Origin of the sequence: Methylotuvimicrobium sp. KM2 (assembly GCF_038051925.1) — a bacterium.
Classification (GTDB): Bacteria; Pseudomonadota; Gammaproteobacteria; order Methylococcales; family Methylomonadaceae; genus Methylotuvimicrobium.
This window is the reverse complement of the sequence record NZ_CP150634.1, coordinates 3630458-3656429: the sequence shown is the minus strand read 5'-3', so window position 1 is coordinate 3656429 and position 25972 is coordinate 3630458. Positions and strand designations below refer to the sequence as shown.

Genomic DNA, 25972 nt, shown 5'->3' with positions numbered 1-25972 from the left:
GCCAGCATGGAGCTGGCATAGAGCCTACAGGGACGTATTCACGGCGTCCTTTGTCGAACACCCCGGCGCCGAATTTTGATATGCGATGAGTATATTTAAAAACAGTTTAGTCGCGACATTATAGTTTTTTCGGTTCGGGTTCGAAACAACTTCTCGCGAAGTATGCTAATCCAGGGCTTCGAGCCAGGCGGTTTGGTATGGATACAAAACCAGTTCGGCGGTATTTTTATTGATTGCGGTTCGTTCGATCAAATCCCGCCACAATCCCGACCCTTCGGGGCGGGGATGATTCGGCAAAGACATGGTTTGTCGTTGCGGTGTAATGTTGCTTACGACCAGGATGCGTTGTCGATGATCCGGGCTAGTACGCCAAAATGAAAACAATGCCGGGCTATTGCTTAGCGTTTCCTGAGCCGCGTCCGGATGAAAGGCGGCTTGTCTTCTTCGGATACCAAGTAACCGTTTGAATTCATGAAATATAATCGCATTCGGACTATGAGGATTGTTCAACAAGTCCATCAATTCGCTATATTCCCATTTATGCCGGTTGATCGACCGCGTTTTGCCCGATTGCTCGACGCCATGATAATCATTAGCGGTTGCAATTAGGCTATTAATGTAAATGGCCGGAATCCCCTGCAACGATATCATGATGGTATGAGCGCAAATAAATCGTTGAATCTGCCATTGATCGAGGCCTAAAGACGTACCTTTAAGGGCGTCGAACAATGCGATATTAATTTCGTAAGGCGAGGGCCGCCCGTCCAAACCGGTGCGCGTGCTGACATAGCCGCCGTATTCGTGCATCGCATCGACCAAAACCTTGACTTCCTGCTCAGGCAATATGCCTTCCGCCGGACGCAGGCCGATGCCATCGTGAGATGCGATAAAATTCAAATAGGTGCAATTTTTTTGCGGACGGGGCATATCCTTGGCCCAACGTGTCAAGTAATGCGAGTTACCCTGGTACAGAGCATGCAATAATAGCGGCGGTAGCGTGAATTGATAGACCATGTGCGCTTCGTCGCTATTGCCGAAATAGCTTAGATTCTCGCCGTTCGGTACATTGGTTTCGGTGATCAATACCGTGCCGGGGGCAATAAGATCGACAATGTCGCGTATTAACTTGACGATTTCGTGCGTTTCGCGCAAGTTGATACAGCGGGTGTCCAATTTTTTCCACAGAAATGCGACCGCATCCAGCCGAATGAATCGAGAACCTTTTTCAATGTACAGCAGTAAAATGTCGATAAACTCGAACAACACGTCGGGATTGGCGAAGTTGACGTCGATTTGGTCTTCCCCGAATGTCGCCCAAACATAGCGTAAGCCCTGATGGGTATGAGCAGGTACTAGCACCGGCGTGCTGCGCGGGCGCACGACCGAGCTGACATCGGTATTTTCCGGCAATTCGATAAAATAATCGCAGGCCGGTTTTTTATGACTGAGGTAATCGATAAACCAAAGATTTTCGCGGGAAACATGATTGATCACTAAGTCGGTCATCAAGCTAAAGTCTTGTGCAATACGCTCGATGTCGCGCCAGTCGCCTAATTGAGGATCGACGGTTTTGTAGTCGATCACCGCAAAGCCGTCGTCGGAGCTAAACGGAAAATAAGGCAAAACATGTATGCTATTAATGCAATCTTTTAGATGAAGTAATGAAAATTCGTAGAGCGTTGCTAAGGGTTTGGCATCGGTTTGCCTGATGTTATCGCCGTAGGTGATCAGAATGACATCCTGCTCGTTCCAATATTCGGAGAGAGGTTGCGCCTTCGGGACAGAAAAATGCTGCATACGGTCGAGTAGGCGGTTCATCAAGTCTTTCGTACGTTCTTCGCCGTAAAGAAATATAAGCCGTGATTCCGCGCGTTGCGTGAACCAAAAAGGGAACTCTTGAATAATGGATTGAGATTTCGCCACGCTTTCACCTGTTTCAGTTAACTATCTTTTCCGTCTCTGCGGGACGGGTTGTTTAGCCCCTCCCTCCAAATCGAATATGCGGTTCCGGTTTTAAGCAAGTTTAAAAAATCATTATTGCTTAATATTACCTATTAGAAGCAGTATTCATGCCAGCGATCAAACAAATAAAATGGTTACTTATTCGCACTAATATTGTGCGTTAATGGTTGTCGTGCTCTATTTTAGGGATATGATAAATAAAATTCAGGTCGCATCGATGTCAATAGGTTTTTTGCGACCGGAAAAGTTTGCGTTTCATCAGTTTAGCGCAGGCTCATTTTATTGAACATTGATGGTGTCCACGCATCTATTGTTTAGTAACGAGCATTAAATAACTTCGGCAACTGTTGGAAGGAAGTTCGGCGGCTCGATTGGCAGGTGTCGGCGGCGATGTATTTCAATAGGTTATAGACTTTGAGTAACCTTTAAGTATTGCAAAAATGTTTAGCAAGGGCGTAGCAAGCTATTGAATTAACATCTTATTCTTCATGATCTTCATGGTGAAATGTTTTTTCTAGGGTTAACAATGCTTCACTTTCAAGAGCGCATTCCGTACAATCAATATTAGCATTTAATTATAGACTGACTCATTGCTTCGGAGACACGCCATGATATTTAGACAACTTTTTGAACCCGATACCTTTACCTACAGCTATCTGCTGGGTTGCGAACGCACCCGAAAAGCCATTATTATCGATTCGGTCGAAAGCGAAGCCGATATGTACATGGAATTATTGGACGATTTGGATTTAACACTGATCAATACTCTGGAAACACACGTTCATGCCGACCACATTACCGCTGCCGGCTTGTTGAGAGATAGGCTAGGCAGCAAAAGCATTGTGCATCGCGATGCCGGAGCGATGTGCGCAGATTTACTCGTTACCGACGGTGTGGAGCTGCAGGTCGGTGACATCGAAATCAAAGTTCTGCATACGCCCGGCCATACTTCCGGTTGCGTCAGTTATGTTATCGGCGACCGGGTATTTACTGGAGACGCATTGCTGATCAACGGCTGCGGTCGCACGGACTTTCAGGAAGGCGATGCCGCTACCCTTTACGACAGTATTACTAAAAAATTGTTTTCGTTGCCGCCCGACACGCTGGTATTTCCCGGTCATGATTACAACGGTAAAACCGTTTCGACGATACGCCAGGAGATCGATTCGAATGCCCGGCTCGGCGCAGGCAAAAGCAAGGCCGAATTCATTACCATCATGCATAATTTGGATTTACCGTACCCAAAGTATATCGATGAAGCACTGCCGGCCAATCAGGCCTGCGGTCAACCGGGCAAGGATGCTTTGATTCGGCAGGGTTAATCATGTATTTGCTGATCGCGCTGGCGACACTGATCGGTATTCTGCTCGGTTTGTTGGGCGGCGGAGGTTCGATTCTGACCGTGCCGGTGCTGGTTTACTTTGCCGGTTTGGAGGCAAAAGAAGCGATCGTCACTTCTTTGGTCGTGGTCGGTTTGACCAGCATCATTGCGGTAATCAATCATGCGCGGCTAGGGTTCGTGTGCTGGAAAACCGGATTCACGTTCGGTGCGGCCGGTATGGCCGGCGCGTTTTTGGGCGGGCGCAGTTCCGCTTTTATTCCCGATCCGGTTTTGTTGGTGCTGTTTGCTGTCGTGATGATTGCTGCTTCGTTTTCGATGTTAAGGCGAAAGCGGGGTACATCAGAAGCCGCCGTAGCGGAAAGTGATGCAACGAAAAACCTGTGTCCGATTCATTTGCCGGTCATGGCGATTTTGTTCGACGGATTTTTGGTTGGATTCGTGACCGGTTTGGTCGGCGTCGGCGGCGGCTTTTTGCTGGTTCCGGCATTGAACTTTTTGGCCGGTTTACCGATGCACGCCGCGATCGGCACTTCCTTATTCATCATCGTGCTGCAAGCCGGCGCAGCGTTGACGGGGCATGCCGATCACATGCATATCGATGTGGAATTAACTGCATTGTTCGCTGGTTTTGCAATACTCGGTAGTCTAATCGGTAGCTTTGCTTCCAGCAAAATCGACGGCCGATACCTAAAGCCGGTCTTTGGCTTGTTCGTTTTGGGACTGGGCAGTTTTATTTTGTATCGTGAAACGGATATGGCCTTGGTCGAGCAAATCCGTCAGCTAGCCCAAAAACACCAGGATTTTTTATTCGGCGGGCTGGCAATGATAGCTATCATGCTTTTCTACCGGCTTTGGCTTTTTCTGCATTCATTTCGAAGTGAAAAACGATGACAAAATTACTGATTGCCGGATACGGCGATATCGGCGCTAGGCTCGCCTCTATTCTCGATAGAAAGCATTATCAAGTTTTCGGCCTTAAAAGAAATCCTCCTTTAAGCGATGCCGGTGGAGCCCGTTTTCTCAAAGCCGACCTGACTCGGCCTGAGGATCTCGAACGGATCGATTGCGATTTTGACCAAGTTCTCTACTTACCGACGCCCGGCGGACGCGATGCCGAAGCCTATCGTGCCGTTTTCGATACGGCATTGAACAATCTGATACAACGATTTAAAGCCGACGGCCGTATGCCGCAATGGTTTTTTGTTTCATCCACCGGCGTATACGGGCAAACCGACGGTGAATGGGTGGACGAAGCGTCGGACGCTCAAGCGAATACCGTAACCGGGCAAGTCATCCGTAAGGCCGAGCAAACGCTATTGGAGCATGATCCCAGCGCGGTCATCGTGCGGTTTTCCGGTATTTACGGCCCGGGTAGAGAACGCCTTTTACAAATGGCGTCACGGCAAGCCGCCATTCAAGCCGACCCGCCTTATTACACGAACCGAATTCACCAAGACGATTGCGCGGCGGTGTTGGCTTTTTTAATGAAGAAGCACGTTGAAGGAGAGCATCTGGAAAATTTTTATTTGGCCAGCGACGACAATCCCGCGCCGATGTGGGAAGTGATTTCATGGCTCGCTCAACAAATGAACAGTCAGCCGCCGATCGCAAAACCTGCCGATAATGTTCCGGATCAAAATAAACGATGTCGGAATAGCCGCTTGAAGACCTTGGGGTTTAGGTTTAAATACCCGACTTATCGGGAGGGTTATGGGGAGATGTTTAATTTAGGTTAAAGAGGAAAGGTGAAAGAGGAAAGAGTGATGGGTCCTTTGTGGGAGCGATCCCCTGATCGCGATTTCGAAGTCGAGCGTGTTAAGCAGCAATAAATGGTATCGAAGACTCATTGGCTAAGATTCACTGCCATCAAGTTAAGGACTTTTCCGTTCGCCCTGAGCCCTTCGGCTCTCCTGAGCTTAGCCGAAGGGCTCACCACGAATGGCTTAACTTAATGGCAGTGCCCCCGGTGCCTCCATACGCTAATGCCGAAATTTGAAGCATGAAAGGTATATGTTGTTGAATTTTGCTGTTTTCCAAGCTCTAGCTCTCGCCGTTATACACAAGTATCGGTAAACTTGCTAAACAGAGGTTATCGTATACTTGAAAACGGTGCTGTTTGATAAATCTGCGGATATTGAACATCAGTGGCTTTCCCTCACCTAACGCTAGGTGAGGGAAAGTCGGGAACGTTGGGCGACAAGAAATGGTATCGAGGCCTCATTAGCTAAGATTGCAAAACGGTAATTTTTTACTTATGTATAACGATGAGAGCTCTAGCTTGGGAAACACTCCCCGGAAGCTCCCTCTTCGACAAGCTCAGGGCAAGAGCTTCCTGAGACCGATACAACCTCAATCAACCCCGACTCGCTCGTTCAATTTTCCTTAGGGCATTATTTTTATGCCTGATCTTTATCAAGCACAGCCATGGTTTCCAGGGCAATTTGCAATTCTTCGTCGGTTTTAATGACTAGAGTACGCGTTCGACTTTCGGCATGCCCGATTTCGGCAATATCTCCGGCAACGCCGCTATTGGCCGCTTCATCAATGGCGATGCCGAGACGCGACAGGCCTTCGCAAGCTAAACGGCGTACTTCGGCCGCGTTTTCACCCACGCCGCCGGTAAAAACCAGAGCGTCGACTTCGCCAAGTACCGCGCAGTAAGCGCCGATGTATTTCTTGATTCGATAGCAATATAGATCGAGAGCCAATCGGGCTCGTTCATCGCCTGCATTTTTTTGTTCGAGCACAGTTCTGAGGTCGTTGGTGCCGCATAAGCCTTTTAATCCGGATTCGCGGTTCAAGGCCCGGTCGATTACATTCGCGTCGGTATTTTCGGTTTGTTCGACAAATAGCGGTATTGCCGGGTCCAAGTCGCCGCTACGCGTGCCCATCACCAAACCTTCCAGCGGTGTAAACCCCATCGACGTATCGACGGAGCGGCCGTTTGCAATCGCCGTCGCGCTCGCGCCATTGCCCAAATGCAAAGTAATCAGATGGCTGCGATCGAAAGGTTTACCGATAAATTCGGCGGCCCGTCTCGCCACATAATGATGAGAGGTGCCGTGAAAACCGAATCGGCGTATGCCGTAATCGCTGTACCATGTTTCCGGAATCGCATAACGATAGGCGTGAGGCGGCATCGTTTGGTGAAATGCCGTATCGAATACCGCCACCTGAGGTACGCCCGGAAAATGAGACAAGCAACTCTCGATGCCAAGCAAGTTAACCGGATTATGCAGCGGCGCTATTCGGCAGAGCGCGCGTATCGACGCTATCGTATCGTCATCGATCAAGGCAGGACCGGAGAACCGATCGCCGCCATGCACGACGCGGTGGCCTATTGCATCGACCGGGCAATTTTCGCCCAAAATCTCGAAGACTGCCTTAAAGGCTTGGTGATGATCGGCAGCGGCGACCGACTGCTTGATTTCATTTAAACGACCCGAGTCGCCGGCGGTTTTATGAATGATCCGGCTTTCCTGTTCTCCGATGCGTTCCAGCAAGCCGTCTGCCAGTACTTGTTCTTGCGGCAGGGCAATCAATCGATACTTGATTGAGGAACTGCCGCTGTTGATAACGAGAATGTTGACGTTTGGTATTTTCATATCCTTAACCCAGCTTTAACAAGTGTAGTGCCTATCGCCTATGCGATTGAAATAAAATAATTAAAAATCATGCCAAATTTAACTTTGTAGTGTTATAAAATTTAATTATTACATATTTATCAATAACTTGTTTACGAAAAGCGTTAAGGCTGGGTTAAAATGATTTTGGTGAACGCTGTTTTACAAATAAAAATCAAAATTAGACATTTGCCGTTTCTATTAAAACGGCCATTGCCAACCGGTGATTTCGGGTTTATCGGTGCCGTGTTGATGCGCATAACGAAGATTCTCGATGATTTCGTTTTTCATGAGCTCCTTGAGATGGGCCGCCCTGATTTGCAATTTCGGAACCCGATCGATGACATCGATGACTAAATTGAAGCGATCGACTTCGTTCAGAATCGCAAGCTCCATCGGCGTATTGATATTGCCGCGCTCCTTATAGCCGCGCACATGCAGATTTTCATGATTCTTGAAGCGATAGGCCAGTTTATGGATCAACCAGGGATAGCCGTGGAAATTGAAAATGACCGGCTTGTCTACCGTGAAGAGGCTATCGAATTCGCGATGACTCAATCCGTGGGGGTGCTCGGTATTCGGTTGCAATTTGAATAAATCGACCACATTGACAAAACGGACTTTAAGATCGGGCAAGTGTTCGCGCAAAATGGCCGTGGCCGCCAGCGCTTCTAGGGTTGCGACATCGCCGCAGCAAGCCATGACTACGTCCGGGACTTCACCCTGGTCGTTGCTGGCGCGTTCCCATAGACCGACGCCCTTGGTGCAATGGACAACGGCTTCTTCGATCGTCAAAAACTGAAGATGTTTTTGCTTGTCCGCGACAATGACGTTGATATAGTCGGTCGAGCGGAGGCAATGATCGGCGACCGACAGCAGGGTGTTCGCATCGGGCGGCAAATAGACGCGGGTTACCGACGGGCTTTTGTTCGTGACTAGATCGATGAAGCCGGGGTCTTGATGCGAGAACCCGTTATGATCCTGACGCCAGACGGTCGAGGACAACAAGATATTTTGCGAAGACACCTTCGCTCGCCATGGCACATGGTTTTTGCTGGTGTCGAGCCATTTTGCATGTTGGTTGAACATCGAATCGACGACATGGGCGAAGGCTTCGTAAGTATGGAAAAAGCCGTGTCGTCCGGTCAGCAAGTAGCCTTCGAGCCATCCGACCAGGGTATGTTCGGAGAGCATTTCCATGACGCGCCCGTCCCGGCTCAATTCGCCGCCGTCTTCGTCTTCGGGCAAAAAATCCGCCATCCAAGTTTTTTTGGACGCGCCATAGACCGCTTGCAAGCGGTTCGATGCGGTTTCGTCCGGGCCGAAAATCCGGAAATTGTTCATGTTATTCTTGAGAACGTCCCGTAAAAATTCGCCCAGCGGCTTGGTGTTTTCGTGTTCGACTTGTCCGAGTCGGTTGACTTCGACAGCATAGTCGCGAAAGTCGGGTAATTTGAGCGCCTTGCGCAATAAGCCGCCGTTGGCGTGAAGATTGGCGCTCATTCGGAGCTGGCCTTGTGGAGAAAGTTCTTTGAGTTCTTCCACTAGGCGGCCGTTGTCGTCGAATAGCTCTTCCGGTCGATAGCTTTGTAGCCATTCCTCCAGTAAGCGCAAGCCGGACGAACTGGTGCCTGCGTCGGCAAAGGGCACTTGATGAGATCTCCATGAGCCTTCGGATTGATGGCCGTTGATTGTTTTCGGTCCGGTCCAGCCTTTCGGAGACCGTAACACGATCATCGGCCAACGCGGACGCTCTGCGATTCCGCTTTCTCGGGCGGATTTTTGAATGGTTTTGATTTCGGCGATGGCTTCATCCACGACGGAAGCCATTTTTTGATGCATTTCGGACGGATCACTTCCTTCGACGAAATAGGGCCGGTAACCATAACCGATAAACATGGCCTCCAGTTCTTCGTGACTGATGCGGGCAAGGATTGTCGGATTGGCGATTTTGTAGCCATTCAGATTGAGGATGGGCAAGACCGCGCCGTCGCGGATCGGATTCAAGAATTTATTCGAATGCCAAGCAGTCGCCAATGGCCCCGTTTCCGCCTCGCCGTCGCCGACCACACAGGCGACGATTAAATCCGGATTGTCGAACGCCGCGCCGTAGGCATGCGCGAGACTGTAGCCCAATTCGCCGCCTTCATGGATCGAGCCGGGCGTTTCCGGCGTGACGTGCGAGCCGATTTGGCCCGGGAAGGAAAATTGCTTGAAGAATTTACGCATGCCTTCCGTGTCTTCGCTTTTATCGGGATAGACCTCGGAATAAGTGCCTTCCAAGTAACTTGGCCCTAAAACGCCGGGGGCTCCATGACCGGGACCGGCGATAAAAATCACATCGAGCTCGTCACGTTTGATCAAACGATTGAGATGCGCCCAGGCAAACGACAACGCGGGACTGGCTCCCCAGTGGCCTAATAAGCGATGTTTGATGTGTTCGGTCGACAAGGGTTCTTTCAGGAGAGGATTGGCTCGGAGATAAATCATACCGACCGACAAATAATTGCAGGCGCGCCACCAAGCATCGATTTTTCTTAATTCTTCGGCATCGAGAGGGCCGGAAACAGATAATGATTCATCAGTGCTCATAGAGTTTCTCCTAAGGTTTAGGGTTGTCCGAAAATTTCAGGAAACAGAGATTCAACTCATTTTTCAGGTTCACGGCTACAATATAACGCAGATGTGACCGCAATGTGACCGTTTTGATGTATCGTGCGTCGAATGTTCGCTATGAGTCTTCTGTTTGAAGCATCCTGCTCGATGCTTTGTAAAAGTCCGTTTCATGGATTAAATGGAATAGTCTACAATGCATCATTTATATAATTCACAGGAACGCGAAGTATGCAGCAATTCCCAATTTGGAGATCAAAAAGGGTGCGGGGTATGTTTGGCGAGGATGTCGGCAGCAGGGAGTTGCCGTCAAGCCCCCATGGATGGGTTTACGGCGTTCCTCGACAGGCATACCCCACACCCTAAAATCGGCGAAACTTCTTAAACTGGGAATTGCTGCGAAGTATGCGGTAGCGTTGCTGTCTGATGAGAATTTAGTTGGCACTATGAAAAAATTAAAATGTGCGGTTATTGGAACCGGTTATCTCGGTAAGTTTCATGCCGAGAAATATGCAGCGCTGCCCGACTGCGAATTGACGGCAGTCGTCGATATCAACGAAACGGCGGCGCGTAATGTCGCTGAAAAACATGGTGCAAGGGCATTGACCAAATATCAGTCTTTGTTGGGTCAGGTCGATGCGGTCAGTATCGTTGTGCCGACAACCTTGCATCATCGGGTTGCCAAAGATTTTCTCGAATCCGGTGCGCATGTGTTGGTCGAAAAGCCGATTACCGTGACGGTCGATGAAGCCGATGACTTAATCGCCATTGCCGAGCGCAACAAAGTCATTCTGCAAGTCGGTCATCTGGAACGCTTTAACCCGGCTGTACTAGGTCTTGGGCAGGCGGAGGAAAAACCGCTATTTATCGAATCGCACCGCTTGTCTCCATTCAACCCGCGCGCCAACGATGTTAGCGTCGTACTGGATTTAATGATTCACGACATCGATATTATTTTGGCTTTGGTGGATTCCGAAGTCGAGCGAATCGATGCGAGCGGTACGTCGGTTTTGACTTCCGATATCGATATCGCCAATGCCAGGTTAGTGTTTAAAAGCGGTTGCGTCGCCAATGTCACGGCCAGCCGGATTAGTATGAAAATGGAACGTAAAATGCGTATGTTCAGACCGAGTTCTTATATCTCGGTCGATTTCCAAAATCGGGTGCTGACCAAACACAAAACGGGGCCGAAAGAAATGTTCCCCGGAATTCCTGAGATATTGACCGAAGAGTCGGTGTTCGAAAACGGCGATGCGCTGCTTGAAGAAATCAAACATTTTGTCAATTGTATTCGTTCAGGAAGCAACCCGCTGGTACCGGGTGAGGCCGGTAGACGCGCATTGGCGACAGCATTGGCAATTTCCAAGGCGTTGAATAAATAACAGCAAGATGGTAATTATTCACACCCCCTATCGTTCCCACGCTCCGGCGTGGGAATGAAGACCGAGACGCTCTAGCGTCTCGTACCGCTGGAGCGGTACTGAGGCGTTCCCACGCAGAGCGCTCGCCGTTATACTCAAGTATCGGTAAACTTGCTAAACAGAGGTCATCGTATACCTGGAAACGGTGCTGTTTGATAAATCTGCGGATATTGAACATCAGTGGCTTTCCCTCATCTAGCGTTAGGTGAGGGACGACGAAGGCGTCGCTCCCACAAGGGGGTGGATGCTCTGTGGGAGCGATCCCCTGATCGCGATCTCGAGGTCGAAAGTGTTAAGTAACAATAATTGGTATCGAAGACTCATTAGCTAAGATTGCAAAACGGTAATTTTTGACTTATGTATAACGATGAGCGCAGAGCGTGGGAACGATAATTTCCGGGGGACTGAATAGTTACGCAAGATGGGCGCGCAGATTTTTGTCCGGTCTATTCGGCCTGAGCGATTCAAGTTATAAAAAATTTATAGTTCTACAAAGAGGCGTTAATCGACATGATCCCTATGGTAAATTTGAAGGCCCAATATGCCGAAATCAAAGATGAAATCGAGCAAGGGCTTGCGCAAACGATTGAAAATTGTTCCTTTATATTGGGGCCGAATGTACAAGGCTTCGAGAAGGAAGCGGCCGATTATTTAGGGGCCAAGCACGCCATCGGTGTGGCTTCAGGAACCGATGCGCTGCATTTGGCGCTGGCCGCCGAAGGCATCGGCGCCGGCGATGAAGTGATTACGACGGCTTTCACATTCATTGCCACGGCCGAGGCGATCTGCTATGTCGGTGCAAAACCGGTCTTCGTCGATATTGATCCGCGCACCTTCAATATCGACCCGGAAGTGATCGAGCAGGCGATCACGCCGAAAACCAAGGCCGTGATGCCGGTACATTTGTTCGGACAGCCGGCCGATATGGCAAGAATTAAAGAAATTTGCGCCAAGCACAATCTAAAATTGATTGAAGATTGCGCGCAATCGTTCGGCGCTCGCATCGATGGTAAACAAACCGGCAGTATCGGTAATGCGGCCGGGTTTAGCTTTTTTCCGAGTAAAAATCTCGGCGCATTCGGCGACGGAGGCCTGGTCACGACGAATTCGGACGAGACTGCCGCGAAAGTCAAAATGCTGCGCAATCACGGCTCCGATGTACGCTATTATCACGATGTGATCGGCTATAACAGCCGGCTCGACGACATGCAGGCCGTGATTCTGCGCGTCAAATTGAAACGCATCGAACAATATAATCAAGGCCGCCGCCGCGCCGCGCACTTGTATTCGAAATTGATGGCCGATTTGCCGTTGACCGTGCCTTACGAAGACGGCTTGGGCGAGCATGTCTATCATCAATACACATTATTATGCGATCGGCGCGATGACGTGTTGAAAGCCTTGCAAGATAAGCAAATCGGCTGTGCGATCTATTATCCGGTGCCCTTGCACCGGCAAAATGTCTTTAAAGAAGCCTATGCCGATGTGTCGCTGCCGGTAACCGAATCGGTTGCAGCAAGCTGCATGGCGCTCCCGATTTGTCCGAATTTGTCGGATGAAAACATCGAAACCATCGTCGGCGTGATTCGTTCCGTGCTGACGGCTTGATCAATCGCTGAGAGAACTGCCTTTGACATCTACTCAGCCTTTTAAGGTCATGTTCAGCGCCGGCGAATCCTCCGGCGACCGCCATGCCGCGCATATGTTTCTCGAATTGAATAGCCTGCATCCGGGCATCGAAGGACTTGGCATGGGCGGTGCGGCGATGCACGAAGCCGGTATCGATATTCGTTGCGATTCGTCTAATATCGGGGTGATCGGCGTTGTCGAAGTGCTTAAGCATTATCGGGAAATCCGGCAAGCCTTAAAGCAAATGCAACGTTTATTGGTTGATGAACGGCCCGATTTGCTGGTTTGCGTCGATTATAAGGAATTCAATTTTAAATTGGCCAAATTTGCTAAAAGCATCGGCGTCAAGGTGTTGTTTTATGTAAGTCCTCAAGTTTGGGCTTGGCGCCCTGGACGAGTTAAGCAATACGGTCGAGTGATCGATAGGATGGCGGTCATTTTTCCATTCGAAACAGCTTATTATGAAGCGGAAAACGTGCCGGTAAGTTATGTCGGGCATCCTTCGATCGACAAAGTGCATCCTCGGTACTCGAAACATGAAGATTTGGAGCGTTTCGGCCTTGACGTCGAACGCCCCGTCATTGGGTTGGTGCCCGGCAGCAGAAAACAAGAAATTGAACGATTACTGCCGGTAATGCTGGACGCCGCGTCGATTGTGCTTTTCCGTGTGCCCGGTGCGCAATTCATTTTGCCGCAAGCCCAAAGTGTCAGCGACGAATTACTTCGGTCATATCTCGATCGTTCCGAGTTGGCAATTAAGGTTATTAAAAACGAAACCTATGATGCGGTTCAATGTTGTACGGCGATTATGACGAGTTCGGGAACCGCTACGCTGGAAATTGCGTTACTACAGGTGCCGATGGTCATCGTTTACAAACTATCCGAATTGACTTACTGGCTCGGAAGGTTGTTAGTGAAAACTCCTTTTATCGGTTTGCCCAATATCGTTGCGGGTAAGGCGGTGGTAAAAGAATTGATACAGCACGAAGCTAACGCGAAAAATATTGCCGATGAAATCGTCAAGCTATTGAGCGATCGAGCTTATTACGATGGAGTAAAGTCCGATTTGATTGGAATTAAAAATACGTTAGGCAGCGGAGAAGGGTCGAAAAAAATGGCGATCCTGGCTTTAGAAATGTTGACCGAAAAATAAGAAAGATGGTTCGGTTTTACTCCCTTTTGGTCGAAAACCGTCTAAGGATATAAAGGTATGGGATGTGTCTATCGAGGACCGCCGTGAACCCATCCATGGGGGCTTGACGGCAGCGATCCCTGCTGCCGACATCCTCGCTAGCCACACCCCATACCTTCAGAAAGTTAACTAATTTTTGAGTATAAAGGGAGTAGCTATCGAACAATGATTGGAGTCTGTATTTCCTAGTGAATTACTAGGATTTGCTTATAACGCAGTGCGCGATAAACTATAAGACAAATTTTAGTTTTCATGACTACTGCGTTAAATTCGGTAAAAAGCTAGGAGTAGAGGATATGAGTCATCTGTTCGACAGCATCAAACAAACGGTTTTTGCACGATTAAACCATTATAGCGGTGACATAGATAATGAGTTATCCGAAGAGTCGACACAAACCGCCGCGGTAACTTGTAGCGCTGAGTCGAAGGCATTACATCCGGGAAGAAGGCGCTTAAAAGAAAACTATACCAGTCATTGGGATTTGGATTATTTGCCTAGAGAAGAAATGGATCAATTGATTGAAAAGTCAAAAGATAAATCGGATATTAAGCCTGATTGATTCATTGTTGGGCCGGGGCTGTAAAAGGTTGGGGTGCAACCATGAAACCGGCACTGAGATTGAATGAGGAGATGGCGGTCTAAGAAAGGCGTTAGGATGCGGTAAAAAATAACGTCCCTAAATGTTTCTCACGGCTTGTGCACATCCCACAGAAGTTTATCGTTCCCATGCTCTGCGCTCATCGTTATACATAAGTATCGGTAAACTTGCTAAACAGAGGTCATCGTAGACCTGGAAACGGTGCTGTTTGATAAATCTGTGGATATTGAACATCAGTGGCTCCGAAATCGCGATCTGGGGATCGCTCCCACAGAGCATCCGGCCCCTTGTGGGAGCGACGCCTTCGTCGCGATTTCGAAGCCGGGTACGTTAAGCAACAAATAAAGGGTATCGAGGTCTTATTCGCCAAGATGGCATGACGGTATCTACGACTTATGTGTAACGGCGAGTGCAGCGTTTAGGAACGATGAATAATCGAGAAGTTATTTGTTACGAAACCCTTAGTTGCAAAGTATCGTTCGCGCCTTGAATACGAACAAAAATCGTGGCGTCGGTTGCCTGGCTTATTTCATGCTCGTTCCTAAGTCGTTTAAATTGAATGAGACACATTAGCTGTGCCAAATAAAATACGCTATGTCATAATAAGCCCTTTTTAGCGATGGCTGTTATCGCTTAATTGAAAGGCGATGACTAGCAATACCGCTTCTTCCAGTGGCAAAGATCGGATAGGTGGTTTTTTTAAATTTATACCCATCGTAGATCAAAATTCGGCACCGGTGGCCCGTCAAAGGGCGCCGTGGATACATCCATGTAGGCAAAGCCTTTGCCGGCACCCCGATGCCTCCTTATGCACTGCCGAAATTTGAAGTGCGAAAGGTATAGTATGAATTTTGCTTTTGGAAAGAAACAGCGAACGCCTAACAGAAGACATTTTGCAGCAGAGTGTTTTCTAAATAGAAACCAGTTTAAATGAGGGCAATATAAATGGATGAGAACAAGAAAAAAGCACTTGGCGCTGCCTTGATGCAGATCGAAAAACAATTCGGCAAAGGCTCGGTTATGCGGATGGGCGATGTGGCCGCTTCTCGAGATATCCAGGTTGTCTCGACCGGTTCTTTATCCTTGGATATTGCTTTAGGATGCGGAGGTTTGCCGCGTGGAAGGGTGATTGAAATTTACGGCCCGGAGTCGTCAGGTAAAACTACATTGACTTTATCGGTTATCGCGCAAATGCAAAAACTGGGCGGAACCGCGGCGTTCGTCGATGCCGAGCATGCGCTCGATCCCGGTTATGCCGAAAAGATCGGCGTCAACGTAGACGATTTATTGGTTTCTCAACCCGACACCGGTGAGCAGGCGCTCGAAATCACCGATATGCTGGTTCGTTCGGGAGCGGTTGATATCGTCGTTGTCGATTCGGTTGCGGCGCTCACCCCGAAAGCCGAAATCGAAGGCGATATGGGCGATTCGCACATGGGCTTGCAAGCCCGTTTGATGTCTCAGGCGCTCAGAAAGTTGACCGCTAATATCAAGCGTTCGAATACCTTGGTGATATTCATCAATCAGATTCGCATGAAAATCGGCGTCATGTTCGGCAGTCCGGAAACGACGACAGGCGGCAATGCCTTAAAATTCTATGCTTCGGTGCGTTTGGATATTCGTCGCATCGGCTCGGTTAAAAAAGGCGATGAAGTGATCGGCAACGAAACCCGCGTCAAGGTCGTTAAAAATAAAGTAGCGCCGCCTTTCAAGCAGGCTGAATTCGAGATTCTTTATGGTGAAGGTGTGTCCTTTTATGGAGAATTAGTAGACTTAGGCGTATCTTACGGCTTTATACAGAAAGCCGGCTCATGGTATAGCTACAACGATGAAAAAATCGGGCAAGGCAAGGACAATGTTAAACAGTTTTTGAAAGAGCATCCCGAAAAAGCGGCGGATATCGAGGCGAAAATCAGAGCCGAAGCTTTTGCTGCGTTGCGCGTGCCGGCTGAGCAAGCAGATGAAGAGATTCTTCCGGAAAAATAAAATTTGGCGAACTTATACTCGTAGATGAAAATTCGGCCTCGGGGTGCCCGTCAAAGGACGCCGTAAACCCAGCACCTAAATTAGCTATAATATTAAACATAGCTAAAGGGCTATGGAATTTAGGTGCTGGGTAAATACGTCTCTGTAGGCTCTATGCCAGCTTCATGCTGGCAAAGCCTTTACCGAGCACCCCCGAGGCCTCCTTCGGCACTGCCGAAATTTGAAGTGCGAAAGGTATATTACAACTGTGGGACTCTTCGGCAGCCCCCCCCATATCTTCATAAAGTCATCCATTTTTTGAGTATAAAGGGAGTAGCATGGACGCCGAGCTTAAGTTGATTAAAGATGTATGTTTACGATTATTGGCGCGTCGTGAACACAGCCGTCTGGAATTGAAAAACAAATTATTATCGAGAGGATTCGATAAAGATAGGATAGACCGCGTACTGGACGATTTGGCCGAGCAAGATTGGCTGAGCGATAGCCGTTTCGCTGAATGTTACGCGCGTCAACGAATCGAAAAGGGTTTCGGCCCGAATCGTATCGATTATGAGCTTCGACAATTAGGAATAGAAAACTTTGATTTGCAAGAAATCGTTACGGAAACAGCGGGTAGTTGGTTAAATGTTTTGCTAGAGGTGTATCGAAAAAAATATCGGCAAGAAGACGCGATAACGTTGTCTGAATGGAGTAAACGAAGCCGGTTTTTATTGCAACGAGGGTTTTCCGGTGGCATGATCGCGGTTTTGCCCGAACACTTGAACATTAAAATTAACCAAGCTTTAACATTCGGAGATGGTAAGGCATTGAAAAATAGATGATAATATTCAACTCTATAGTCCTAGTCACTACATTTGTTAAAGCTGGGTTAAGTAATTCCAAGAACATTTAGTATTCGAAGATGATGAAAAACATGAGCAGTTCGGAATTGCGTTCCGCATTCCTGGATTTTTTTCGCCAACGCGGACATTCCATCCAACCCTCCAGTTCGCTGGTTCCGGGTAACGACCCGACATTGTTGTTTACCAATGCCGGTATGGTGCAATTCAAAGATGTGTTCCTCGGCCGAGAACATCGCGACTACACGCGTGCCGCGACCAGTCAGCGTTGCGTTCGTGCCGGCGGCAAACATAACGACTTGGAAAATGTCGGTTATACGGCGAGGCATCATACATTTTTTGAAATGCTCGGCAACTTCAGTTTCGGCGATTATTTCAAACAGGATGCAATACACTTGGCTTGGGATTTTTTGACCAAAGAATTAGGCATTCCGGATGAAAAATTATGGGTGACGGTTTTCGATGAAGATTCCGAAGCCGAAAAAATCTGGCTGGAAGACGTCGGTGTCGATCCGAAGCGTTTTTCCCGTATCGGCTCCAAAGACAACTTTTGGGCGATGGGCGATATCGGTCCCTGCGGTCCATGCAGCGAAATTTTCTATGACCACGGCGAATCGATTCCCGGTGGGCCGCCGGGGTCGCCTGACGAGGATGGTGATCGCTTCATCGAAATCTGGAATCTGGTGTTCATGCAATACGATCGCGATAGCGAAGGTAATCTACATGCATTGCCGAAGCCGTCGGTCGATACCGGCATGGGCCTGGAGCGAATCGCCGCAGTCATGCAGGGCGTGCATAGCAATTACGAAATCGATTTATTTCAAGGTTTGCTGAAAGCGGCCGCAAAACTTGCCGGCATCGAGGGCCTGAACAAGAGTTCGTTACGCGTGATCGCCGACCACATACGCTCCTGCGCGTTTTTGATCGTGGATGGTGTCTTGCCGTCTAACGAAGGGCGGGGCTACGTACTGCGCCGGATTATCCGAAGGGCTATTCGACACGGTTACCGCTTAGGTATCCGTGAAGTTTTCTTTTATCAATTGGTGGCGCCGCTTGTCGAGCAAATGGGCGAGGCTTATCCCGAATTGAAAAATGCTCAAGAACAAGTCGAGCGTGTACTAAAAAAAGAAGAAGAGCGCTTTGCCGAAACACTCGAGCAAGGGATGAAGATTCTAGAGGCTTGCGTGGCCAAGCTGGATGGTTCGACGATACCCGGAAATATCGTGTTTCAGTTGTACGACACCTACGGATTCCCAGTCGATTTGACCGCCGATTTCGCGCGCGAACATCAGTTGACGATCGATCATGCCGGCTTCGAGACCGAAATGGCCGAACAACGCAATCGGGCGCGGGCGGCAAGCAGTTTCGGCGCCGATTACAATCAAACTCTAAAACTGGACGGTCAAACCGAATTCACCGGCTATCAATATCTTGAAGACAGCACCAAGATCATAGGCTTGTTTATGGAAGGCGAAGCGGTAGAAAGCTTAAACGAAGGCGATGAAGGCATTGTCGTCTTGGAAAAAACGCCGTTTTATGGCGAGTCCGGCGGACAAGTCGGCGACTGCGGACGCATTTCGACCGAACAAGGCGTATTCGAAGTCGTCAACACGCAAAAGCAAGGCGGCGACTTGTTCTTGCATCGCGGCAAGTTGTTGTCGGGACGTTTGTCGGTCGGAGAACGCTGTACCGCGAGCGTCGATAAGATCAAACGAAAAGCGACCGAGTTGAACCATTCCGCGACACATTTATTGCATGCGGCCTTGCGTGAAGTCTTAGGCGACCATGTTGCGCAAAAAGGATCCTTAGTGAATGCCGAACGCCTGCGTTTCGACTTTTCTCATTTCGAGCCGGTGACGCCCGAGCAAATCGCCGTGATCGAGCGATTGGTCAACGAACAGATCCGTTTGAACGAGCCGGTATTGGCAGAAATCATGGCCAAGGAAGAGGCGATGCAAGCCGGGGCAATGGCTTTGTTCGGCGAAAAATACGGCGACGAAGTCAGAGTGCTTAGAATCGGCGGCTTTTCCACCGAACTGTGCGGCGGCACGCATGTCGATCGGGCCGGCGATATCGGCTTGTTCAAGATCATCGGCGAAACCGGTGTCGCAGCGGGCGTCAGAAGAATCGAAGCCGTTACCGGCAGTGCCGCATTAGATTGGATCGACAGCCGCGATAAGGCCTTGGCGATCATTGCCGGATGCTTGAAAAGCGCGCCGGAAAAGGCGGCCGATAAGGTCGAGCAATTGCTGGAAAAAAACAAGCAATTGGAAAAAGAATTGGAACGTTTGAAAGCGAAGTTAGCCAGTTCTGCCGGCGGCGAACTGAGCAGTCAGGCGGTCGAGATCGAGGGCATAAAGGTCTTGGCGGCTAAAATCGATGATAGCGATCCGAAAGCGCTCCGCGACATGCTTGATCAATTGCGCAATAAACTTGGCAGTTCCGCAGTTGTGCTTGCGACCGTCAAAGACGATAAAGTCAGTCTGATTGCGGGAGTATCGAAAGATCTGGTTTCTAAAATCAAAGCCGGTGATTTGGTCAATGTAGTAGCTACGCAAGTCGGTGGTAAAGGCGGCGGCCGACCCGATATGGCTCAAGCGGGAGGTAATAACCCGGCGGCATTGCCGGAGGCGCTCAACTCAGTTGCGCAATGGGTTCGGGAACAACTCGGCGCTTATTTTAAAGGTTATTGAATAATGGGATTATTCGTATATAAATTCGGTGGAACATCGGTTGGTTCAGTCGAGCGAATCAAAGCGGTAGCGGAAAAAGTAAAAAAAGTTCATGACCAAGGGGAACAATTGGTTATCGTCGTCTCCGCAATGAGCGGCGAAACGAATCGATTGATTGCTTTGGCGAATAAAATCCAGAAATACCCGAACTCCCGAGAGATGGATGTTTTATTGTCGACCGGCGAGCAGGTGACGACGTCTTTATTGAGCATGGCCTTGCATGAGCTGGGTTGTCCAGCCTGTTCCTATACCGGCGGTCAAGTCAAAATACTAACCGATAGCAGCCATACCAAGGCCAGAATTATCAATATCGACGATAAAAGAATGCGCGAGGATCTGACAGCGGGGCGCGTGGTTGTCGTTGCCGGCTTCCAAGGTGTCGATGATAAGGGGAATATTACAACCTTAGGGCGCGGCGGTTCGGATACGACGGCAGTTGCATTGGCGGCGGCCTTGAAAGCCGATGAGTGTTGTATATTTACCGACGTCGACGGTGTCTATACGACCGATCCGCGGGTCGAGCCGAATGCTAGGCGATTGGAAAAAATTACTTTCGAGGAAATGCTTGAAATGGCAAGCCTGGGTTCGAAGGTCTTGCAAATCCGATCGGTCGAATTTGCCGGCAAATATAATGTGCCGCTGAGAGTTTTATCATCATTTACAGAGGGCAAAGGTACGTTAATTACCTATGAGGACGATCAAATGGAACAAGCTTTAATTTCAGGAATTGCATTTAACCGGGACGAAGCGAAGCTAACGATTACCGGTGTGCCCGATTTGCCCGGTGTGGCCTATAAAATTTTGGGGCCGATCGCCGATGCCAATATCGAAGTCGACATGATCATTCAAAATATCGCCGGTGACGAGACGACCGACTTTACCTTTACGGTGCATCGCAACGATTACGAAAAAGCCAAAGAGCTGCTTGATTCGATTTGCGCCGAATTAGGAGCCAAGGCCGTTACCGGGGATGTCAAAATCGTCAAAATATCGATCGTCGGCGTCGGCATGCGTTCGCATGCGGGAATCGCCAGCACGATGTTTAAAGCCTTGGCAGACGAAGGGATTAATATTAGAATGATCTCGACCTCGGAAATTAAGATTTCGGTCGTCGTTGATGAAAAATATCTGGAATTGGCGGTCAGAGCCTTGCACTCGGCCTTCGAGCTGGATAGAGAGCCGATAGAAAGTTAGTTTTATTTATCAATAAAACCTGGTAGAATATCGCTCTTGGTTGGTTACTGCATGCATAGCAGTAGAAATTACATACAATATAGGGAGAAGCCATGCTTATCTTGACTCGTCGGGTAGGGGAGACTTTGATGATTGGTGACGAGGTAACCGTCACTGTTCTTGGAGTCAAAGGAAATCAGGTTCGCATCGGTGTAAATGCGCCAAAAGAAGTCTCGGTTCATCGAGAAGAGATTTACGAAAGAATTAAAAAGGAACAATCGGAATCTTCAGACAAAAGCGATTCCGAATAGCCTAACGCAGTTTTGGAGAGTTGGCCGAGAGGCTGAAGGCGCTCCCCTGCTAAGGGAGTATGGGCTTTATCTCCCATCGAGGGTTCGAATCCCTCACTCTCCGCCATCGATTTTAAAATCGATTATTTTTTAAAATAAAATCTTGACAAGAAAGTTAAAAAAAAAGAAAATAGACGGCTCAATAAGGCGCCCGTAGCTCAGCTGGATAGAGTACTCGGCTACGAACCGAGCGGTCGGGAGTTCGAATCTCTCCGGGCGCGCCATTGACAATACCGAATTAATCCCCTGTAGCTCAGTCGGTAGAGCGGGTGACTGTTAATCACTAGGTCGGCGGTTCGAGCCCGTCCGGGGGAGCCATATAAATCAAAGGCTTAGACTAAAATCTAAGCCTTTTTTTTTTGGGTGAAAAAACACGGGTCAAGGCCGGGTCAAGAATGAAAAGTAAGACATGATTTTGTTTTTATGTATCCGCATCGGTTGCCGGTCCATCCAAGCCAAGAGATAAGCATCCGAACGCAAACAACCGACACCATCAGCACTTTAGCGGCTTACGGCTGCACTGGTATCAGCACTGGTTCGGCATTGATCGACATTTACGCGGATTGCTCCCAAAATTGATTTGATTGAACGCAATTCGCCAACCGCCTTTTGCGGGTCGGTTTTGGTCGCTGCCGTTGCCGGTGTCCAGGTTTGGAAACTGGCGTGTCCTGTTGTCACCTGTGACGATCTGCCTCCGGTGTCCTCGCGCCTGCGTTTCTTTGGTTCTTGATGGTTCTTTGATGGTTTGGGTGACACTGTGTCACCACTTCGAGGACAATCTGTCACCACTTCGGGACAATCTGTCACTTGTGAATAAGTTTTAGGTGGTGACTCTGTGTCGTCGGTCTGTGGAAAACTAGCCTTTAAAAAATATCCGTTACGATTGCCTTTTTGACGATAAACCTCAATTTTGTCTAGCGTTAAAAGTTTGTTGACTGATCGAATTACGGTTCGTTTTGACAATCCGCACCGCCCCGCGATATCACCGAACGATGGGTAACAATAACCTGTGTCGTCTGCTCGGTCTGCCAATGCAATCAGTACGGCTTTGGTCGATCCTGTGATGTGTTGAGTAAATGCCCAGTTTAGATATGTGTTGCTCACGACCGCCCCCTGTTCTTGAGGATAATCTGCGCCTCTGCCGAAACATAATACGCCGTGCGGGCGTTTTCGATATGGCTTTGAAGCATCCACAACGCGCCTGCAAGTTCTGACTGGCTTGAGTATTGGCAATCGTCGCTGGATAGCGTATTGGCTAGGCGGCCCAAGGTTTCACTTATGTTTGAAAGCTGACAATCGGCTTCGTCGTCCAAGCCAGTGAGCCATTGCAACTGCTCGTTGCTCAACGTATTTTTTGTATGACTGAATAGCTCGGTCAGTACGTTTGAAAATGTTGGTTCTTTCATGAGATTAGCCCTCCATCTGCGCGAAGGCTGCGAACAATTCGCCGCCATTTTTGAAATACTGGTGTATCTCTTTAACGGTCGCCCGGGCATCCATTCGCAACAACGCCATGCAATCGTCGAACAAATCACGGTCCAAGCCGCGAAAAGTGGTCAGGTCGAACGGCCATCGGTGACCATTGTAAAGGCCCAATAAGAAACGGCGCACTGTTCCCGCTTGCCCGGTGTCGCCTTTGGCAATGTTGGCTAGACGTTGCAATGCCGGTAGGCCAGCGGCTAAAACGGTTTCGCGTTCGAGTTCTTGGGCTTGGATTTTTTGAAGGAAGCTATTAACGGCTTCTTCTTTTGGTGCGTGTTGGTGATTGCGGTTCATAACTGAACCTCCCCGATCATGCGGTATGTTGAGTTGCAGACGGTTGTTAGTCTTTCGCAGTCAACTCGGATTGACACTAGCGTTCGCGGATCGATTTCGTTTTGTGATAAGGCTTGCTCGGCTCGGGTTATGGTTTGCTTGAGCCAGTGAATGCGGCTTTTCAGGTCGCTGGTTTCGCGGGGGGTGAGGCTTTTGTTCATGATGCGGTACTCCGTTTGTTTTGCAAACCGGCTACCATGAGACCAATCAGGGAGCCGGACTGAATAGGTTGGTCTACCGGTACAAACGGAACCGGCCCACCTTTCGGCGGCCTACTCAGTCCGACATAATGGAATGAGATTTTGCGCGTAAAAAAACCGCTCTGAGGCGGCCTGCGCCGTTCGTTTCCGGGAGACCAATCCCGTGTCGATTTGTATCGACGCATTAAGATTAGCATATTATGCAATCGTGTCAACTCGAATTGGTTTTCGTTTATGTAGGCATATAACACTGAAAGCATTTTCAGTGCTTAATTGATTGTTTTTGTTGAGTTTCGTTGAGTATTACACCTATAACATTTTAACCATCAAGCGCCGCACCAAGGAAGTAAAGCAGTCCCTCATGGGTAAGCACGTCCACCTCTTTGGGCCCATGGTCGCTACTGACTTGCGCCGTACCGCGCCATTCAGCCGGAACGCATTGAATGACCGCCTTTACATTATCGAAGTTATGAAAGCCTATTTGCGCCATTGCATCGACCGCGAAAAACAGGAGTTCGCCGCTCGGTGACTTGATTGCTCTGGCTTTGTTGTGTGTGGATGCGTTCATGTGGTTGCCTTTAAAAAGGGGGGTGGCGTTTCACCACCCCATTGCAATTATATTGATATAGCATAGCTCTCTTGCCATGCGTCGCGGTGATACGCTTTGACTGTGCCGTAGTTGGCATCAAAAACATCAATAGCCGGAACGCCTATTTCAATGCTCGCACTCTTGAGTAATCGCCAATTAAACTTTTGACCGTGAAAGAGCATTTCAGCGCGTTTTATAGTGCAGTATTCCGTAGATTTATCTAGCTGCACCTCAAGCGCCTTTGCTTTTTTAGCGGCCTGACTGGCTTTGTTCATTGCGGTTGCTTCGCGCCGGCTGCCTATTTCAGCCTTTGTTTTTACTGCAATGATGCGCTGCCGTTCGGTTTCTTCAAGGCGGTCTTGAAGGTCGGCGGCAAGGCGTAACGCCTCAGCGAATGATTGCGGTGTCCGTACTTTGTTTTCGAGTTCTTGCCAGCGATCAACCAGACGCGCGGTAAATTCAGGCGATAATTGTGCAACGACGATAATAGAGTCGCGCTTGCCTTGTTCGCCGGTGAAGCAGTAGAGTGTACTTTTCTGAGGCAAACCTAAGTTGTTGATATTCTCGGAATTCACCGTTGGTGGAAGCTGAATTATCCCTTTATCTGCTAAACGATCAATAGTACGCTTTACCGAATCATGACGCTTTTCAACCAGCTCCGCAATCTCGCGGCTGTTCATCGATGCTGTATTGCCGATTAAATTATTCATACGGACACCTCCACGGATTGAGCATCCCGCTCGGAGATTTTGGAATCGATCCAATTATCAATTTCGCTTTCGACCCAACCTGAGATTTTGCCGATTTTGATGGGGCGGGGTAAATTGTCCTCTTTGATTAATGTTTTTATTCGCACCTCGCTTACACCGAGTTTTGCGGCAAGAACACTTCGTTTGATGATGGTCTTTTTCATGGAATTGCACCTGTTAATTGTTACGGTGCATAAATGATAAATCCTGAAAAAAAGGCTAAATTGCGCTATTTTCCGGTTTTGAAAAGTCTCGAAGTGATAATCCCCGCGCAAAGTCCATCCAAAAACGAACTCGGAGTTCGCTTTTGCCTCAATCCCGAATCGGGATATCCCGATTCCAAACCGCAAATGGGTGTTCCAACGAGATACCCATTCGCAAAACTAGCCAGTCAACTCAAATCGGAAGCGCGCTTCCGTTTTGGTCTCAAGAGGATTTAAATCCTTTTGAGAATAAGGCCAGCTAAATCAAATTAATCTCAAGCTGGGTATTCGCTGCATATCAAGTTACTTACGTTTACCGTAAGCCATTGAATTAATGGATAAAGCGAATTTGCTTTATCAAATTTATGACAACTAATCGCCGCTGTATTCGCGCTTGATTCCAAGCCGCTCGTATCGGCCCTGGATAACCGTTTCATACTGCTCTTGAGCTTTTTTAACTGCCTGCTCGGTGATTTGGCGTAATTCAGCCCACGGAATTGCGCTGATATTTATCTCTTGCGGAGGATTTACGCGCGGCCTCCAATATTTCGATTGTCTGTTATTGAGCCACTGCATCGCGGCCTTGCTATCAGGCGGGATTTCGCTGACCGTTTCAATGATCTCGGATATCATCTCGTTTCCGCTTTCATCGAGTACCATCTTGGTCTTGACTTCGCGGGTCTCAAAACCTGTTGCGCGTTTAAACAAGCCCTCCGCAACCTTGCTATCCGCACGGAGCTTGCCGCTTTCAATCGCTTCGCCAAACGTGGGATGCGCCTTGCAATACCTCTGTAGTGTTGCTCTCGATATTTCAAAGTATGCTGCTAGTTGGGTATTATCCAAGCCAAGCAACGATAACCTGAACGCCTGAGCATCCCATTCCTTCGTGTATTCTGGTCGTTTTTTAGCCATATTAGTAAATCCTTATATTAGAAAATGCTTATAGGTGTATCAA

23 protein-coding genes and 3 tRNA genes are annotated in these 25972 nt (G+C 48.7%); 15 read left to right on the top strand and 11 right to left on the bottom strand.

Going from position 1 to position 25972, the window contains the following annotated elements:
- Positions 1-165: 165 nt before the first annotated feature.
- On the bottom strand, positions 166-1923 hold the full coding sequence (locus WJM45_RS15365) for a sugar phosphorylase (protein WP_341325948.1): 1758 nt from the start codon (positions 1921-1923) through the stop codon (positions 166-168).
- A 647-nt stretch (positions 1924-2570) separates the two neighbouring features.
- Here WJM45_RS15365 and WJM45_RS15360 point away from each other — a divergent pair.
- Genes WJM45_RS15360 through WJM45_RS15350 form a run of 3 tightly spaced genes read left to right on the top strand, consistent with a single transcriptional unit; the run spans position 2571 to position 5040 of the window.
- A complete protein-coding gene (locus WJM45_RS15360; protein WP_341325947.1) occupies positions 2571-3284 on the top strand; it encodes an MBL fold metallo-hydrolase in 714 nt (237 codons plus the stop codon).
- Positions 3285-3286: 2 nt separating this feature from the next.
- The gene (locus WJM45_RS15355; RefSeq protein ID WP_341325946.1) at positions 3287-4195 is read left to right on the top strand and encodes a sulfite exporter TauE/SafE family protein; all 909 of its coding nucleotides are present in this window, start codon (positions 3287-3289) and stop codon (positions 4193-4195) included.
- Positions 4192-5040, top strand: a complete 849-nt coding sequence (locus WJM45_RS15350) for an NAD-dependent epimerase/dehydratase family protein (RefSeq protein ID WP_341325945.1) — start codon at positions 4192-4194, stop codon at positions 5038-5040. Before WJM45_RS15355 ends, WJM45_RS15350 begins: the two co-directional genes overlap by 4 nt.
- 660 nt (positions 5041-5700) lie before the next feature.
- Here the strand turns inward: WJM45_RS15350 and WJM45_RS15345 are convergent.
- Together WJM45_RS15345 and WJM45_RS15340 are read right to left on the bottom strand one after the other, a co-directional pair.
- The gene (locus tag WJM45_RS15345; protein ID WP_341325944.1) at positions 5701-6909 is read right to left on the bottom strand and encodes an acetate kinase; all 1209 of its coding nucleotides are present in this window, start codon (positions 6907-6909) and stop codon (positions 5701-5703) included.
- Between the two features lie 219 nt (positions 6910-7128).
- Complete coding sequence (locus WJM45_RS15340) at positions 7129-9519, bottom strand: phosphoketolase family protein (protein ID WP_341325943.1); 2391 nt, start codon at positions 9517-9519, stop codon at positions 7129-7131.
- 467 nt (positions 9520-9986) lie between these two features.
- Between WJM45_RS15340 and WJM45_RS15335 the strand changes: the two genes are divergently transcribed.
- The 12 genes from WJM45_RS15335 to WJM45_RS15280 all read left to right on the top strand — a co-directional run bounded on the left by WJM45_RS15335 (position 9987) and on the right by WJM45_RS15280 (position 21779).
- Entirely contained in the window at positions 9987-10922 is a 936-nt protein-coding gene (locus WJM45_RS15335) for a Gfo/Idh/MocA family oxidoreductase (protein ID WP_341325942.1), read from the top strand.
- Between the two features lie 549 nt (positions 10923-11471).
- Positions 11472-12569, top strand: a complete 1098-nt coding sequence (locus tag WJM45_RS15330) for a DegT/DnrJ/EryC1/StrS family aminotransferase (protein ID WP_341325941.1) — start codon at positions 11472-11474, stop codon at positions 12567-12569.
- A gap of 22 nt (positions 12570-12591) precedes the next feature.
- The gene (lpxB, locus tag WJM45_RS15325; RefSeq protein WP_341325940.1) at positions 12592-13743 is read left to right on the top strand and encodes a lipid-A-disaccharide synthase; all 1152 of its coding nucleotides are present in this window, start codon (positions 12592-12594) and stop codon (positions 13741-13743) included.
- A 335-nt stretch (positions 13744-14078) separates the two neighbouring features.
- Complete coding sequence (locus WJM45_RS15320; protein ID WP_341325939.1) at positions 14079-14342, top strand: hypothetical protein; 264 nt, start codon at positions 14079-14081, stop codon at positions 14340-14342.
- 984 nt (positions 14343-15326) lie between these two features.
- The gene (gene recA, locus WJM45_RS15315) at positions 15327-16367 is read left to right on the top strand and encodes a recombinase RecA (RefSeq protein ID WP_341325938.1); all 1041 of its coding nucleotides are present in this window, start codon (positions 15327-15329) and stop codon (positions 16365-16367) included.
- Between the two features lie 317 nt (positions 16368-16684).
- Positions 16685-17188: a regulatory protein RecX gene (locus WJM45_RS15310; protein WP_341325937.1), complete on the top strand. Its 504-nt coding sequence runs from the start codon at positions 16685-16687 to the stop codon at positions 17186-17188.
- An 83-nt stretch (positions 17189-17271) separates the two neighbouring features.
- Positions 17272-19899: an alanine--tRNA ligase gene (gene alaS, locus WJM45_RS15305; protein WP_341328956.1), complete on the top strand. Its 2628-nt coding sequence runs from the start codon at positions 17272-17274 to the stop codon at positions 19897-19899.
- A gap of 3 nt (positions 19900-19902) precedes the next feature.
- Positions 19903-21132 (top strand): aspartate kinase, encoded by a 1230-nt coding sequence (locus tag WJM45_RS15300; protein ID WP_341325936.1) that lies wholly within the window; start codon positions 19903-19905, stop codon positions 21130-21132.
- A 92-nt stretch (positions 21133-21224) separates the two neighbouring features.
- Positions 21225-21422: a carbon storage regulator CsrA gene (gene csrA / locus WJM45_RS15295; protein WP_014149273.1), complete on the top strand. Its 198-nt coding sequence runs from the start codon at positions 21225-21227 to the stop codon at positions 21420-21422.
- Between the two features lie 14 nt (positions 21423-21436).
- A tRNA-Ser gene (locus tag WJM45_RS15290) sits at positions 21437-21528 on the top strand.
- Positions 21529-21608: 80 nt separating this feature from the next.
- Positions 21609-21685, top strand: a tRNA-Arg gene (locus WJM45_RS15285).
- An 18-nt stretch (positions 21686-21703) separates the two neighbouring features.
- Positions 21704-21779: transfer RNA gene (locus WJM45_RS15280), tRNA-Asn, on the top strand.
- 183 nt (positions 21780-21962) lie between these two features.
- Here the strand turns inward: WJM45_RS15280 and WJM45_RS15275 are convergent.
- The 8 genes from WJM45_RS15275 to WJM45_RS15240 all read right to left on the bottom strand — a co-directional run bounded on the left by WJM45_RS15275 (position 21963) and on the right by WJM45_RS15240 (position 25929).
- Positions 21963-22565: a helix-turn-helix domain-containing protein gene (locus WJM45_RS15275; protein ID WP_341325935.1), complete on the bottom strand. Its 603-nt coding sequence runs from the start codon at positions 22563-22565 to the stop codon at positions 21963-21965.
- Entirely contained in the window at positions 22562-22867 is a 306-nt protein-coding gene (locus tag WJM45_RS15270; protein WP_341325934.1) for a hypothetical protein, read from the bottom strand. Before WJM45_RS15270 ends, WJM45_RS15275 begins: the two co-directional genes overlap by 4 nt.
- Before the next feature lie 4 nt (positions 22868-22871).
- A complete protein-coding gene (locus tag WJM45_RS15265) occupies positions 22872-23237 on the bottom strand; it encodes a hypothetical protein (protein ID WP_341325933.1) in 366 nt (121 codons plus the stop codon).
- Entirely contained in the window at positions 23234-23437 is a 204-nt protein-coding gene (locus tag WJM45_RS15260; protein ID WP_341325932.1) for a hypothetical protein, read from the bottom strand. Before WJM45_RS15260 ends, WJM45_RS15265 begins: the two co-directional genes overlap by 4 nt.
- 358 nt (positions 23438-23795) lie before the next feature.
- Entirely contained in the window at positions 23796-24044 is a 249-nt protein-coding gene (locus WJM45_RS15255) for a hypothetical protein (protein WP_341325931.1), read from the bottom strand.
- A 47-nt stretch (positions 24045-24091) separates the two neighbouring features.
- The gene (locus WJM45_RS15250; RefSeq protein WP_341325930.1) at positions 24092-24775 is read right to left on the bottom strand and encodes a Rha family transcriptional regulator; all 684 of its coding nucleotides are present in this window, start codon (positions 24773-24775) and stop codon (positions 24092-24094) included.
- Entirely contained in the window at positions 24772-24978 is a 207-nt protein-coding gene (locus WJM45_RS15245) for an AlpA family phage regulatory protein (protein ID WP_341325929.1), read from the bottom strand. Before WJM45_RS15245 ends, WJM45_RS15250 begins: the two co-directional genes overlap by 4 nt.
- Positions 24979-25389: 411 nt before the next feature.
- Entirely contained in the window at positions 25390-25929 is a 540-nt protein-coding gene (locus WJM45_RS15240; protein ID WP_341325928.1) for a hypothetical protein, read from the bottom strand.
- Positions 25930-25972 lie beyond the last annotated feature (43 nt).